Raw genomic sequence first — 15,220 nt, 5'->3', positions numbered from 1 at the left:
CAGTGTGAACTGTGCTTAAAAAAGAAATAAAACCTCAACAAAAAAACCTCTAGTAAGATTATTAAAATAAAACTAATCAATAAACCTCATACAATCCATAACCAAAGAGCATGAATAATCAAGATGCTTATCGCCATTCGTGATAACTGTATCATTATTTATTTTATCGTTTGGCAACCCAAAATTTCTCGTCCCCCTCCCTCTACCATCAACATCAATTCGATTAAAAAAATCAAGCAGACCATCAAAGCGGCAATTATCTATCTTGTTTTTAAAGCCACCATTGATAAAAATGACAGGTGTCCCCATCGCCAAACAAGGCAATGCGGTATGAATACGTGACGTGACAACCAACTTAGCCGAAGAAAGTTTTATTAAAAAATCATGAGCCATTTCAATGCCGACTTGATAGGGAGCGTAAGGAACTATTTGAGTCACTACTTTGACTTTCCTTAATAGCTCCGCATCGAAGCATTCCTTAAGAACCTTTTTCTTATGATAAAACTCTGCCACACGCCCATTAAGAATTCGTTTGGCCAATCGCAGAGGTTGCCGCATGAGTTCAAACGGTGTTAAGGCGTCATACATAACATCAACAAAATAAATATCATCCGAGCAGGAATTTCGCTTATATGTTTTGCCTAATGTTAAAGTCATACACCCCGAGTAATATGCAGGTATACCATATTTCTTGAGCAAGTTTACCGTATAGAAATCCCGGCATCCTATAGGAGCATGTTGCTTCAGGTGGTAAATAGTTTCAGTAGAAAATATTTTATTTTCAACCGAAGAATTAATATGCACAGACGTATAAAAGGGATGAACGTTACAGGAGGGTGGGAAATTTTCTGGTGAGTCCATATACCATGCATTCATTATCATCTTCACAGGCTCCCCATGATAACTGCCTATAGCATCACGTGGAATTGGGATATCACATGAAGGGAGAAACTGCCTGGCGGCAAGAGTTTGTACATAATCACCTAAATTAATCCACCCTCTTTTACGGTAAAGATCACTTTCATATGTGAGAAATCCATACTTTGTCATTACAACCCCCTCTAACTGTACTTCAGTTTCCTAAGCAACTTGAGAAGTGATGCCCTATCATCAGCATCAAAAACGATAAAGAAGAACATTACAGCAACAAGAAACAAGTTAAAAGAACAAACTATTAACAAAGAAAAATAACCATCAACAACCCACTCCTTAATATAAATACAAGTCAAAACTGAAATTATCGCCACAATAAAAAATCTTGGAAGAAGCTTAACCAAAAAAACATTCAGGTTACAGAGAGGAAAAATACTTTGCATCCACAAAACCCTCAACACGAGCAGTACCAGCACGCACAGCACCCTTATCAAAAGAACAAAATAGATTGAATAATGCAAGAAAAACATAGCAGTCATCAACAGAACAGAAAACCCAAGAATAATAGATATGACTAATTGATATCTTTTTAACTCCCCCTTTGTATATATAGCAGTAACAAAAGGGTTGGATAAAGAGTCAATGAACACATAAACAATGACAATTCGAATAAAACTGGGAAGATAATCGGGCACATTACCAAGCCATACAGCGCTCACGAAATCAGCAAAAACAAAAATAGGCACACCTGACAATATCGTGACAAATGCAGTCAGTTTGCAAGATAGAAAAATCAAGTCATTCATCTCATCATAATGCCCCAAAGAGCCACTCTTAATTATTTTCGGAGCAAAGGCCATTTGCAAAGCACCAGTAACCCGATTAAAGGCGTTCAGGACCTGTTCAGCTAACCAGATAGAAGCATTAGCGACCAACCCTACAAAGTAATAAGCTAAGAATGCAATTGATTGGGAAACGCTTACAATACTGAACGCACCTAACAATGGCCAACGAGAGAACGACAGAACCTCCTTTAAAAAGACCAAGTCAATATCTCTTGAGAAAAACCCTCCATATAACCTAACGTATTTCGAACAAGAATAAACGTACACAATAAAACCAAAAAAAAAGCCAATGAGAACAAGACAAGAATAAGAAACAACTTTATTTTGAAAGTCGAAAGACGAGAATATAAAAACCATCAACCAACGTTGAAAGGCATCAAATACGCCAACCTTAGCAAAAACAGACATCTTTTCCGTGGCGAGAAAGTATCCCATAAAGGGTGTCTGCATAATTTGAAAAAGGAGGGTTATTATTGTGAATTGGTATAACAGGAAGATATCGTTAGTGCTTACGGTTGAAGAATTCACTTGCGACAAAACAAACCATAAGCCTACTGTTTCCGCCAAAAAAAAGACAAGGATACAGATCCCCAAGTACATGATAATAATAGAGGCAAACCTTTTTTCAAATTTCTCACTTTCTTTTGCCACCTCAACCGTAAGAAATCTTTGCGTGGAAAGTGAAAAAACATTTTGAATGAAAGAAAACAAAAAGATGACACTACTAACAAGGCTATAGAGACCGAAATCAGAAACGCCAAGAGAATTTAGCGCCATACGCGAGGTATACAAAGTGACAAACATCAATATCAACGTTCGACCATATAAAGCAAAAGAATTAAGTAGCACCGTTTGCCTATTGTTCATGCCCCCTCCCTTCCTGTTCACTGGCATCATACTTCAGTCAACAAGAAAAATTTTTAATACCCTTATAAAAATAGAAAGGCATACACTGGTTATGTCACTTTTTTATTTTCTCTCTTGAAGAAAAAATCTGATATTTTCTTACTCAACTCATACGCTTCGAAGTCTGCACTGCCAGTATTATAAAGTGAGTCGTCTTTCAAATAATTAATCATTCCGTCTCTAGCTGGTGAGATAACAGGTATGTTTCTCGCCAAAGACTCAAGCATTATTAATGGAACCCCTTCATATCGTGATGGAACGACAATGAAGTCTATATCTTTAGAATCTGCCCAAACATTATTTTTCCACCCTAAGAAAACGACTTCGATGTTCGGAGAGAGATTAGCAGCCAACTCCCTTAATCGCTTGAGATCCGGGCCATCGCCAAAAACTCGTAATTCAAGAGGGAATTTTATATTTTTTAATGCGTTAATAAGTATATCCTGTCCCTTTTGACGAAAAAGTACCCTCCCCGCCATGACAACTTTCAACGTTTCATTTGATGGTATAAACTCATATCCGACGCCTCTTATTTCAGATATTTCTGGCCTGGTGACAAAATTCTCCAAAACCCGGACAGCAGCATTACTATTTTTGGCAATGATATCCTTAGCTGTCGCATCGCAGATGGTAAAAAAACAGTTGCAGTTTTTATATACGAACCTGGCAAAGAAATCTTTAACGGAAGGAGCCCAGCTATCCATCTTTTTGAAGCTATGCGTATACGGAAGGTAACTAATAATATTTTTCATCCCCAGCATTTTTCCTGCATTGATAAAAACAGCGCCAAATTCTATATCACCTTGAATTACAAAGGTGAAGTCATGTCGTTTTTTTATCTTGGCAAGGAAGCTGGCAGCGTGGAAAATATGCTTTGGATTCAAAAAGGCATGAATTATTTCTATATTTCCATGGCGAACATCATGGAGATCGTGTTTTATTTCTGACACTTGCAATAGCTCAGATAACTTTTTGTTATCAAAAGGAATGTAGCACGTTATCTCTATCCCTTTTTTCTTGTATCGCCTTAGATGAGCGACCGTCATTAATTCATGACCACCGATAATGGATGCTGTAAAAATAACCGCGACTCTCCTGCCTTTTAACATACACCCTCGTAAAACAGCTAAAACCATTAACAGCCCAGAAAAGTATAGCAACTGAGGAGCAAAGCACTGGAAAGATTATCCCCAAATAACCAAAAACATCCATTTTTATTGGCGGATTCTTTGCATCAGCTCACATTTTTACACATAACAATATTCTTACCATGATTAAAATAAAAATGCAAACAGAGCCATTTTTCCCCCTCGGCCTAATCCATATAAAGCAATCGGAGAATAATTACATGATTTAATAAGAAAAAATTTTGGACCAGAAAAGGAAAAGGAATGAACAAGCAAAAAGGAGGTGCATAGCACGAGTGAGGATAACTGCTGAGGTGGGAATCCTAAAAAAACCATTTCTGACTGGAAAAAATAGAAAAATGTGCTAACAGCGGACAGACGTATATTTTACCAATATAATAACTCTTGATAAGTTAGCACCCTCAATTAACTGCGCACAAAAAAGCCATGTTTAAAAATAAACATGGCTTTTATCTGTTATACACTTGGCAACTACAATATAAGCATATGATTATTTAACGCTCAGCGTCACTGTTTATCGTTTTTAAAGCACCGCTAAATTCTTTCGTCACCATTTTTTCTGACAAGTCATTATTGAGGATGCCGAAGCTATTTTCTCTTTTATTCTTATCATTACCATCATCGATAAAGTCATACCACCAGACACCGGCAATATAGTTCATTTTGCTTGCTAATGTCATATACTCATAAGCGTACTGTGCAACTTCACTGTCAGTCAGGTTAGCTCCACCTGGATAGGCTGGATATCCAACCTCTGTAATATAAAACGGCACCATTTTCCCAAAAAATTGGCTCAACTCTTCCTGATAGAGTTCGATTCGTTTAAGATTAAATTTTGGGTCGGCAACCGTTCTGTTCTGATAAGAATAGGGATGAAGAGAAATACCATCAACATAGTTGAGAATGCCCAATTTAACCAACATTATTCCCCACTCTTTATCATCGTTACCAAGAGGATTGAAACCACCTGCAATAACTTTAGCTGCAGGGTTCTCTTTTTTGACTGCCAGTGAAGTTGCCTTAACTAGCTGAAAATAAGCCTCAGCAGAGGCTTCACTCACGGCCTCGTTCGAGTTGGCACTACGATGCGACCATTCATTCCAAACTTCGAAGATATCAGCCTTACCTTTAAAATGCCTTGCCGTCCATGCTGCATAATTCACGAAAGCTGCTGACGCTTCTGGTGTAAGTGGTTTGCCGCCACCGTAGTTCTTATTCCCATAATCCAATATAATTAAAGGGGAAATCCCACTTTCTTTAGCGATACTGATAACACGGTCGGTCGTATCTTTTGAGCTATTCAGAACACCTTTTTGAATCTCGACCAAGCTCCATGGATAGTCGGTCCGAAATGATTTAACATGGTACTTCTCCATCAAACCGATAAGTTCCTCAGCACTTCCTTTAAATTGATTAGGGTGTACACCAACACCAGAATAGAATGCGTATGAGTATCCAAAGCCAGAGGCAATATAAATTGAAGCAATCAGGAGAATATGTGCTAATTTTTTCATGATAAAAACCTCTCAAAAGCCTGACATGTGGGTCACTAATATTATCTAGAGATAACTCATATCAGTACTCAATCATTTTTGAGCTATTGAACACCTTCCATTTATCACTTATATATTTCTCCATTTCCTTATGGAAACGTGAAACGGAGAACCGTAAAGCATTATCACGACAATCTTGGGGTAGAATAGATGACTCAATGTTTTGAAAATGCTCAATAGCTTCGACAACAGAAGTAACGGTTTGATTGGCAAAAAATACCCCTGTCGCTTTCGATACACCAAATGGACGCACCGTTTCTAAGGAGCCACCTTTGCCAAAGGCGATCACTGGCGTGCCACAGGCCTGAGCTTCAACAGGTGTAATGCCGAAATCCTCTTCAGCAGCAAATACAAATGCCTTAGCTTTCTGCATACACTCAAGCATAACCTCATTTGACTGATAGCCGAGAATCTCGACATTGCTTTTAGCTTTTGCCTTGATTTTAGCCATTTCAGAGCCATCGCCAATCACAACAAGCCTTTTATCAGGCATGTGACCAAAAGCTTCGACGATTAAATCGATTCTTTTATAGGGAACCATACGTGATGCAGTAAAATAGAAGTTTTCTTTGTTTTCCTGATAGGAAAAACGCTCGACATCAACCGGTGGATATATAGTGTCTGCATCTCGACCGTAGACTTTTTTAATTCGCCGAGCAATAAAATCAGAGTTGGCGATAAAATAATCAACGCCGTTAGCGGTGCGATAATCCCACATTCTCACTTTATGCAGAATCCATCGCGCAAGATGTCCTTTCAGCCCCCTGTCCAGACCTGACTCTTTCAGGTATTGATGCTGTAAATCCCACGCATAACGTATAGGGGAATGAACGTAACTGATATGCAACTGGTCTGGGCCTGTCAGAATCCCTTTTGCTACTGCGTGACTGCTTGATAGCACAATATCATGCTTTGAAACATCAAGCTGCTCTATCGCAAGTGGCATAAAGGGTAGATACTTCTGGTAAGCTTTTTTTGATTTAGGTAGTTTTTGAATAAAAGTTGTTATTGCTTTTTTTCCATGGAAAAAACTGCGGGCATCGTCTGAAAGAAAATCGACCACAGAGTAAAGATCAGCCTCTGGATACATGTCTATAAACTCTTTTATGACACGCTCTGCCCCTGCGTAGGTTACTAACCAATCGGCCACAACGCCAACACTTGGATTACTCATCTCGGATTCACCTTAAAAGCCAACATTAATAGCCGCTGTAGTTTTAACGGATTAATAATTTCAATTTTTCAATATGGAATTATCCCGTACTTTTTACCGTCACGCTTAATTACAGAACTTCTGAAATAATTTTATTCAGTTTTTCAGCAGAAGACCTCCAGGAAAAACGGGTAACATTATTCTCACCCTTTCTTTTCAGACTTTCTCTCAGAGATGCATCCTTGTCTACAGACTCCAGAGCTTCAATAATTTCTGCTTTTGAATCAGGTGAAAAGTACACAGCACTGTCGGCAAGCACTTCCTTCAAAGAAGCTCGATCTGATGATATAACGGGACAACCGCAAGCCTGGGCCTCCAACGGAGGTATCCCAAAGCCTTCATAAAATGATGGAAATGCAAAAAATTTGGCATTCTGATAAAGAGCAACCAACTCGTCGTCGTTAACCCGGCCGAGAAACTCAATCCTTGGGTCATCTTCAGAGAATTTTACTTTACTGAAAGTACCGGCTCGATCACCTATAATTTTCAATTTAATATCAAGGTTGCTTGCAGAGAACGCCTCGATTAACCCATGAAAATTTTTATGATAATTAGGTGAAGATACGGCAAGCACATATTGATTACTACTATGTATACTGTTGCCTAAAGACGGCTGTGGTGGCTGAAACTCCTTACTAACTGCATTGCTTATTACTTCTACCCGCTTGTTTTCACAACGATAAAATGTCGAAATTTCTTTTTTAGAAAACTCACTGACTGTTAGCAAACATTTCGAGTTTTTTATCATAATAGGAACTAAAGCCCTATACCATAACCGGAACGGCTTCGAAAAACTTTCAGGGAATCGGACATAGGTGATATCATGGTGTGTAACTATTTTGTTCTTATAGAATGCAGGAGCAGTACTACATAGGTTAAGGAGTAACGGAGAATTTAATCGCTTCAGGTATTTGGGCAAAGTAAACTGCTCCCAAAAATGCCCGTTACCACCTTTAACTTCTTGCACTTTAAAGTTAGATAGAAACTCTTTTTTCACTACCTGAGTTTTTTCAGGCACAAGGAAGACGACATCATTCCGTATGCCAACTAGCGCTTTTCCGACCTCTTCGGCAAAACGTTGTACACCGGTTGTCTTTTGGGTTAAAAACCTACCGTTAATATAAATCATCATCCCCTCTTTAACACATCCGGATATGGCTTGCCTGATTTTATTGAACTCGTAACTCATCCTAGACGTAAAAATCAGATTCTCACCCTATGGTTATCTAACAAAGTAAAATGCATTTTCGGATATCCAGGGATAGCTATACCATAAATCAAATCCGTCGTTATTATTTGTATAATAAATACCTAATGTCAGCACCCTAAAAATACAGTAAATGACCAAAAAATATCTCAGCACTATACTCATTCTGTAGGCGGATAGAAAAAGAATGTACCCTAATGCCACCGTCCCTAACATCAAAAATATCCGACCAGACATCAACGGTATTGGTAACCAGATAATATAAATTGCACCACTATAATAGAGTAAGCTCTTCCAATCCTTATGCTTTTCAGAAAAGAAAAATATTGAAGCGATCAACATGACAACCAAATATTTGACATACGAATCTATTCTGTCAAAACTAAACAATGAAACCCGGCCATAATACTCAAGCTTAAATGCCAAGATCCCAATAACCGGCAGACCAGTCAAGGAGGAAGAAAACTTAACAATCAGAGAGAAAAGAACCAAAACAACCAGAAAGAACAAAACCATTAAATTCTTTTTCTTTCTGTCTTCTGACATCAAAATACGAATGATGAAATAAATCGGTATAGAGGATAAATGTGCAAAAGATGCCAGAAGAAGGGAGAGAATTCCCATCTTGCTACGTAACGTATAAGAAAGAGCAAATAACAAAAAGGGCGTTGCCAACATTTGGCGCATTAACAATGTGCTAATTGTGAACATGTAAAATGTCAGTGATGCCGCGATGCATAGTGACTTTAACTTGTCATCTACCCTATTCAAACCAAATTTTTCTAGCCATAGATAGAAAAGGAAACTGTTGAGCAGCGCAACAAAGAAAAGAATGCTACTAGGATGAAGGTTTCCAAAAATCATTACCAGAATTTTAAAATAAAGCGAGAGTAAGAACTCCACGCCTCCGGCGTATTGAAATATTGTTCCACCATGAAGAATAGAAAGATAAGAAGCATAATAATGGCCGAAGTCATCACTTGCTGATGTCAGATGTACTCTCGAAGCAGAAACCAGAACCCCACAGACCAATGCAATAAGAGAGAAATAGACCCTTATTGGTTTCGCATTACATAAATCAGAAACGGTTAGCAATAAAATAATAGAGATATAGTAGCCTAACAATGGGGAGAATGGAAAGACTACGATAGGAAGGGTCATAAGCAGCGCGAATAGCACCGGCATAACTCTTATATTCCCGAATGTACCATATGTACTAAGCATAAATTTTTTACATCTCTTTTTATAATCGGTTGCTAGAAATATTTCGCAAGGGCACTAGCCTTATATTTCCATGAATATTTTCCAATATCCTCGCTGGTAGAAGATTCAAGCTTATCACTGCTGGCAGCCATATCGAACGCATATAAGACATCGTTTTCGTCGTGATACTTATATAAACACCCAATAGAAGCATTCAAGTTAATATTGGAATAAATCACACTCAACCCCGAAGATAAGTACTCCCAGAGTTTCATAGGACTACGCCCTACGTTGGCCTGGCTTGAATTGAACAATAGAAGCCCTATTTTATGTTCATTGAGAATATCACAAACATTTCCATAGTCAATTTCGCCATGGAAGATAACATTACTGTTTTGCCTCTTTATTTCTTCGACACTCTGGCGATACTTTTCATCGATGGGGCCAAATATATCAAAAATGAAATCTGGTCGATTACTGGCAAGGAATGCCAACATTCCAAAGTCAAAGCGGAAATCAAGCGCCCCGACATAAACCGCGTTATTCCGATATCCGCTATTTTTATTATAGAACTCTCTTGAATCATAGCCATTTTCAATGACAGCACAGGTTTTCCCCTCTATAACTGAAGGGTAATTCTTGAAAAGATTGTCCTCAACCACATTAGAGGTACTGACAATACAATTTGCTCTTTGTATAATCCGCTCCTCATACGACCTTATCTTTTCCCCTGCAATCGACAAATAATCATCTGTAGGTCTGTAAATTAATTTTGTGTACGTCATTCTCTTTATGTACGGCTCAAAAAAAGGCGTATCGCAGATTATTACATCGTAATGTTTATCAAAAAAATCTCCTGGGGTAAACAACCGCATCGAAAGAAGATTTACCTTTGATAAAAAATAATTATATTTTATTGTAATTGGCAACAACGCTCTTATATTTACAACTTTAACACCCTCGTTGGTTTTCTTGCTGCCCGTATTATTTTTTCTTCTTAATACCCAATGAATAAAGCTAAACGGCACCCCAGAAAAACTCACCTGACGTCCTTCGCTTTGTAGTTCATTAGCATAGTGATGACTACCTATTTTGAAGGTAGATATGCTTCTTGTGTGACTCAGTATGAGAATTCTTTTCATAAAGTGGTACTCTAAAAAATAACAAACATTTGGTGAAACACGTCATAAAAGCGCCATGTCTCAGATATTAAAGGCAGCCACATTGACCAAGGAAATAAAGCTGACATTGTTTTAGAATGTCAGCTTTAGTCTTCATCAATTACTTTTTATCTGAATAAGAGTAGCCGTAATAATTGTAGCCATAGCCATAGTAGCTACTTGCTTTTTTCACCATGCCATTCAAGATGCAGCCTTTAACTACAACTCCACTCTGCTCAAAGCGCTTGATCGAAACCTCAATTTCCTTCGCGGTATTTTGCTCGAATCTGGCAACCAGCAATGTTGTCCCTGCATAGCCACCGATAATCGCGGCATCCGTCACTGCTAAAATTGGCGGTGTATCAATAACAATCATGTCATAGTGCTTGTCAGCCCAAGTGAGCAATGCCGCTAAGCGTTCATGCATAAGCAACTCTGCAGGGTTAGGCGGCACCTGCCCACGAGAAATAAAGTCAAAATTGGCAGAAACAACGTTCTTTATCGCCTGTTCTACCGGTATTTTTCCTGACAGCACATCTGAAAGACCATCAGTATTTTCGAAACCAAAATTCTTGTGTATATAGCCTTTACGCATGTCGGCATCAATGAAGAGAACCTTCTTACCTGTATTGGCGATCACGGCGGCCAGGTTACTACTCACAAAGGTCTTACCCGCATTTGGACTGGCACCAGAAATCATCAATACTTTATTGTTGGCTTCCATCATTGCAAAGTGCAAGCTGGTACGTAAACCGCGTATAGCCTCCACAGCCAAATCAGCAGGGTTTTCAACTGCAAGAAATACTGCATCCTTCCGGTTATTTTTAACCGTCGAAATGGACTTGATCTTTTTCTTACTATCCAAGCTTTCCTTGATCAACCATTCAGAAACCGGAACGCTCGCATAAACGTTGATACCAAGCTCTTCAAGCTGTTCTGGCGACTCAATGCCACGACGCAAGAACATATTCGCAAGGATTAAGCCAACGGAGAAAACACCACCCAAGACTAAACTGATCAAAATAATTAGCACTTTCTGCGGTTTAACCGGCTTAGGTGCAGTTATAGCAGAATCAATGATTCGGACATAACCAATTGCACTGGACTTAGCAATGCTTAGCTCCTGTTGCCGATTGAGTAACTGCATGTACACAGCTCGCCCCGACTCCACATCACGACTTAACCGCAATACTTCTTGTTGTGTTTCTGGCATAGCGGAAACACGTTTGTTCAATTTCTTCTTTTCCTGCTCCAACGTGCTACGTTTTTCTAATAAAGCTTTGTAGGTAGGATGACTTTGCGTGTACAGCTGAGAAACTTCCGCCTCACGAATCGTCAACTCATTCAATTGATTATCAACATTGACAATCTGGTTTAAGACGGATTGAGCCTCAAGATTCAAGTCCACAGAATCTTTCTGTTGCCGATATTGATTAAGCTTACTTTCGGCAATATCCAGGTCTGAACGGACTTTAGGCATTTGCTCCTGCAAGAAATCGAGGCTCTTGGCATCCTGCGCAGCTTGACGAGCAATGTTCTGCGCCATATAGATGTTGGCAATACTATCAAGAATCTCGCGAATTTTAACAGGGTCTTCGCCTGTCAGCGTGAGGGATAGCATCCCTGTATCCTTACCCTGGTCAGCAACAGAGTAAACTTTAAGTAGCTCGTTAATTACCTCAAGTTTGCTCTTGTATTTTACGGTAAATTTCGTCCCCGGTGCAGCATCAATTGCATTCACCTTCAAGGAAATACCGTTATTCTCTAGCAAATCACCAACATGGCCTTCTAAGCTAATTGCATCGTTTTCAACTTTGTAACGTTTGTTGTCAAGAACGGTTAAAATGATCTCAGGAACACCTTTAGTATTTTCGCTGGCAGGCAAATAGAATCGGCTAATGTCTAATTTACCGGCTTTTTCTCCATTTAAACGAGACCAACCTTTACCAAAGACAGGGAAATAATCTTGTTCTACGCTCGTCTGCAAGTTCAATTCATCAACTGCTTTCCCCAAAATCATTCGTGATTGCAGCAAAGCAATTTCTGGCGCAGATTGAGGCTGGCTATCTGGCAAAATTTGACTGAGGCTATTTAAAATCGCATTTCCCTGCTTCTGCTCAACTTGAAGCATAGCATCAGCACGATAAATCGGCGTAGAGAAAAGGCTATACAGAACACCGAGAGATAAAAGAAAAGACGTGACTGTAACAATCAACCATCTATTATCAATTAACTCTCCGACAAGGCGTCCCATGTCGATACTTTCTGATTTCTCGGTTCCCGAATGAGTTACTTTAATTTTTTCTGACATTGGTAATCCTGAATAGCTATCGGCTTAAGGCGTTAGCCCATTTTTTGGCTGATTCATCAAGAAGCTTAAATACAAATTCGAAAGCCTCATGGCTTTGGCGATAAGGGTCGGCAATTTCACGCTGGCCTAGCCAATGGCCAAATAACATGGTTTTCCCCCTAACCTCAGGGACCAATCGGCATACGGCATCAATATGCCCCTTTTCCATTACAAGAATCAGGTCATACTCACGGCACAGGGATGAGGTAATCTGCTTCCCCTGGTGACCATCCAAAGAAAGGCCATGACGTTGAGCAACATCGGCGGCTGTCGCATCCGCAGGTTTACCCACTAAGGCCCCAAGCCCTGCAGAGGTTATTTCTTTATCTGGCAACATTTCTTTTAGCAACCGCTCCCCCGTGGGGGAACGGCATATGTTACCTACGCAAACCACTAAAATTGAATCAAACATTTTAGTTAGCCTCAACTACCAGTTATGGATACGCTGAGTACCTTCGGTAAGGCTGTTATAACCAGAGATAGTCGGCAGCAACTGAGTGACTACGCGGTTCCAGCGTGCGAGTGGTGCAGTAGTGACATAAACAATATCGTAAGGTTGCAACTGGAATTCTGTCCCCATAACCATTGCTGTTGCATCCGAGGCATTTAGCTGATAGATATTCGCGAGTTTTTTACCTTCAGCACCACGCAGTGGACGAATAACAAATACCCCCGTAGCATCGGCAAAATTCTGATCCATACCTTCCGCATTGCCGAGCGCTTCAGTCAAGGTCATACCGCTTCGATCCATTTTCAAGGTAGCTTGCTTTTTCACCTCACCCATAACGAAAACTTTCAGATCGTCATTTCGCGGAACGTAAAGGATATCACCGGGGTAAAGCAGATGGTTTTGTGTCAAATCCCCACGCTGCATCAATGCCTGCAGAGAAATACGCTGTTCTCTGCCATTGTGCGTTAAAACCACATTACGCCAATCCGCATTTTCGGAGAGCCCGCCCGCGGCATTGATCGCATCCATAATAGTCAATGGCACGTTCGTAATAGGCTGCTGACCGGATTTGGCGACTTCACCAGTGACATAAGTTTTTTGCGAGCGGAAAGCGGCGATGCTGACATCAACCTGCGGGCTTTCGATATATTGCGCCAACCTGTTGGCAATTTCGATCCGAACCTGTGCCATGGTCTTGCCGACAACTTTCACTTTGCCGATATAAGGATAAAAAATGGTTCCATCGGAATTCACCCAGTTACCGGTATCACTAGCACTGCGATATTGCCCAGCGGGTGTAGTTAACTCAGGGTGATCCCAAACAGTAACCATTAAAACATCGCCGATACCAATGCGATATTCATAGTTCTGCAATTCACGCTCCAGTGAAGCGTTAGTTTGTGCAACAACAGGTTTTGGTCGCATTTTTTCAACCAAGCCAGGCGTCATTGGGTAAATATTAACCAGTTCGTCAAGTTCAAAATCGCTATCTTGCTGTTTGACAACCTCTTTACCACTGGTTGAAAGATGAGAGCCCGGCACGATAGTACAGCCGCTAACCACACTGATAGATACCAGAAGCGGTATCAGTTTCCATTGTTTTTTTGCCATCGAGTTATCATCACTTTCAAAGTAAAAAATGCATGTAATGCCAAGCCCCATGCCAACCATGACACCTACCGCGGCACTTAGCGAAATGAGTTGTCAACGCTTGCACAAAGGCACCATAAAATGCGCTTTCATTGAGCAAGCGTTGAATTCAGATTTGTTAGGCTTAAACTCTCGGAACATTATTGCATAGTTCATAAAAAAAAGAGCAGCGTAAGCCGCATAGTTTTATCCGAGACCTAACCGCAATTGCTGGAATAATGCCTCGTCTCAGCCATAAAAGCATAAGGTGAGCTTTACAAAAAAAGTTGTTCAGCCCACTCTTGAAAGGCCTTACCCTGCGTTGGGTGGCGCAAGCCATAAGTCACAAATGCCCGCAAGTAGCCCATCTTTTCACCGCAGTTAAACGACTCGCCAACCAACTCTGTGGCCTCTACCGTCTGCTGTTTTAGCAATCCGGCAATCGCGTCCGTCAACTGAATACGCCCCCAGGCACCTGGCTCGGTTTTTTCCAAAATGGGCCAGATAGTGGCTGAAAGCACATAGCGCCCAACGGCTGAATAGTTGGATTGCAGCTGAACACCGCTGTCCGGCTTTTCGATGATGGCGGTAATGGGTGAGGATTCACCTTGCCGCAACGCCTTGTTCTGGCACTCCACAACAGAATAGTCGCGCAAAACATGCTCATCCACGGGTTGGATCAGCACCTGACTCAAACCCGTCTCTTCGAAACGGGAAATGAGGTGAGCCAGGTTATCTGTTTTCAGATCGGCTTTAGCATCGTCAAGCAACACATCCGGCAACAGCACCACGAAAGGAGCGTCTCCGATCAGCGGTTTGGCGCAAAGTACCGCATGACCAAGCCCTTTAGGCTGCCCTTGCCTAATATGCATCAACGTTACGCCTTTCGGCGTTATCGATTGGACTTCATCCAACAACTGGCGCTTAACGCGTGCCTCGAGCATCGCTTCCAATTCAAAGGACGTATCGAAATGGTTTTCTATTGCATTTTTAGATGAATGCGTAACCAAAATGATCTCTTTGATACCCGCCGCTACACACTCATTAACAATGTATTGGATCAAAGGCTTATCGACGATCGGCAACATCTCTTTAGGAATCGCTTTGGTCGCCGGTAGCATGTGCATACCCAGGCCAGCGACAGGAATGACAGCTTTTAACTTCGTCATACTCGTCCTCTTCA

General features: G+C 40.6%; 12 protein-coding genes. All 12 read right to left on the bottom strand.

Going from position 1 to position 15,220, the window contains the following annotated elements; all coding sequences use genetic code 11:
* Positions 1–72: 72 nt before the first annotated feature.
* Entirely contained in the window at positions 73–1,050 is a 978-nt protein-coding gene (locus EGY12_RS14680; protein ID WP_123894408.1) for a polysaccharide pyruvyl transferase family protein, read from the bottom strand.
* 11 nt (positions 1,051–1,061) lie between these two features.
* Complete coding sequence (locus tag EGY12_RS14675) at positions 1,062–2,585, bottom strand: hypothetical protein (RefSeq protein WP_123894407.1); 1,524 nt, start codon at positions 2,583–2,585, stop codon at positions 1,062–1,064.
* Between the two features lie 89 nt (positions 2,586–2,674).
* Entirely contained in the window at positions 2,675–3,733 is a 1,059-nt protein-coding gene (locus EGY12_RS14670) for a glycosyltransferase (RefSeq protein WP_172962927.1), read from the bottom strand.
* A 533-nt stretch (positions 3,734–4,266) separates the two neighbouring features.
* Positions 4,267–5,286: a hypothetical protein gene (locus EGY12_RS14665; protein ID WP_123894405.1), complete on the bottom strand. Its 1,020-nt coding sequence runs from the start codon at positions 5,284–5,286 to the stop codon at positions 4,267–4,269.
* Positions 5,287–5,347: 61 nt separating this feature from the next.
* A complete protein-coding gene (locus EGY12_RS14660) occupies positions 5,348–6,499 on the bottom strand; it encodes a glycosyltransferase family 4 protein (RefSeq protein ID WP_123894404.1) in 1,152 nt (383 codons plus the stop codon).
* A 109-nt stretch (positions 6,500–6,608) separates the two neighbouring features.
* On the bottom strand, positions 6,609–7,670 hold the full coding sequence (locus tag EGY12_RS14655; protein ID WP_371415345.1) for a glycosyltransferase family 4 protein: 1,062 nt from the start codon (positions 7,668–7,670) through the stop codon (positions 6,609–6,611).
* 90 nt (positions 7,671–7,760) lie between these two features.
* Positions 7,761–8,930, bottom strand: coding sequence for an EpsG family protein (locus EGY12_RS14650; protein ID WP_172962926.1), 1,170 nt, complete (start codon positions 8,928–8,930; stop codon positions 7,761–7,763).
* A gap of 71 nt (positions 8,931–9,001) precedes the next feature.
* Positions 9,002–10,090 (bottom strand): hypothetical protein, encoded by a 1,089-nt coding sequence (locus EGY12_RS14645; protein ID WP_123894401.1) that lies wholly within the window; start codon positions 10,088–10,090, stop codon positions 9,002–9,004.
* A 139-nt stretch (positions 10,091–10,229) separates the two neighbouring features.
* Complete coding sequence (locus tag EGY12_RS14640; protein WP_123894400.1) at positions 10,230–12,419, bottom strand: polysaccharide biosynthesis tyrosine autokinase; 2,190 nt, start codon at positions 12,417–12,419, stop codon at positions 10,230–10,232.
* A 16-nt stretch (positions 12,420–12,435) separates the two neighbouring features.
* A complete protein-coding gene (locus tag EGY12_RS14635) occupies positions 12,436–12,870 on the bottom strand; it encodes a protein tyrosine phosphatase (protein WP_123894399.1) in 435 nt (144 codons plus the stop codon).
* Between the two features lie 15 nt (positions 12,871–12,885).
* Positions 12,886–14,019, bottom strand: a complete 1,134-nt coding sequence (locus EGY12_RS14630) for a polysaccharide export protein (protein WP_123894398.1) — start codon at positions 14,017–14,019, stop codon at positions 12,886–12,888.
* Positions 14,020–14,312: 293 nt separating this feature from the next.
* Positions 14,313–15,206, bottom strand: coding sequence for a sugar phosphate nucleotidyltransferase (locus EGY12_RS14625; protein WP_123894397.1), 894 nt, complete (start codon positions 15,204–15,206; stop codon positions 14,313–14,315).
* Positions 15,207–15,220: the final 14 nt, after the last annotated feature.

This window comes from Serratia sp. FDAARGOS_506 (assembly GCF_003812745.1).
GTDB lineage: Bacteria > Pseudomonadota > Gammaproteobacteria > Enterobacterales > Enterobacteriaceae > Serratia.
The sequence above is the reverse complement of the archived record's forward strand: the minus strand, read 5'-3'. Positions and strand labels throughout refer to the sequence as shown.

Coding starts and splice junctions, on each gene's coding strand:
- EGY12_RS14650 (WP_172962926.1), bottom strand. CDS start 8,930: ATGCCGGTGCTATTCGCGCTGCTTATGACCCTTCCTATCGTAGTCTTT.
- EGY12_RS14680 (WP_123894408.1), bottom strand. CDS start 1,050: ATGACAAAGTATGGATTTCTCACATATGAAAGTGATCTTTACCGTAAA.
- EGY12_RS14635 (WP_123894399.1), bottom strand. CDS start 12,870: ATGTTTGATTCAATTTTAGTGGTTTGCGTAGGTAACATATGCCGTTCC.
- EGY12_RS14640 (WP_123894400.1), bottom strand. CDS start 12,419: ATGTCAGAAAAAATTAAAGTAACTCATTCGGGAACCGAGAAATCAGAA.
- EGY12_RS14625 (WP_123894397.1), bottom strand. CDS start 15,206: ATGACGAAGTTAAAAGCTGTCATTCCTGTCGCTGGCCTGGGTATGCAC.
- EGY12_RS14665 (WP_123894405.1), bottom strand. CDS start 5,286: ATGAAAAAATTAGCACATATTCTCCTGATTGCTTCAATTTATATTGCC.
- EGY12_RS14630 (WP_123894398.1), bottom strand. CDS start 14,019: ATGGCAAAAAAACAATGGAAACTGATACCGCTTCTGGTATCTATCAGT.
- EGY12_RS14660 (WP_123894404.1), bottom strand. CDS start 6,499: ATGAGTAATCCAAGTGTTGGCGTTGTGGCCGATTGGTTAGTAACCTAC.
- EGY12_RS14670 (WP_172962927.1), bottom strand. CDS start 3,733: ATGTTAAAAGGCAGGAGAGTCGCGGTTATTTTTACAGCATCCATTATC.
- EGY12_RS14645 (WP_123894401.1), bottom strand. CDS start 10,090: ATGAAAAGAATTCTCATACTGAGTCACACAAGAAGCATATCTACCTTC.
- EGY12_RS14655 (WP_371415345.1), bottom strand. CDS start 7,670: ATGATGATTTATATTAACGGTAGGTTTTTAACCCAAAAGACAACCGGT.
- EGY12_RS14675 (WP_123894407.1), bottom strand. CDS start 2,585: ATGAACAATAGGCAAACGGTGCTACTTAATTCTTTTGCTTTATATGGT.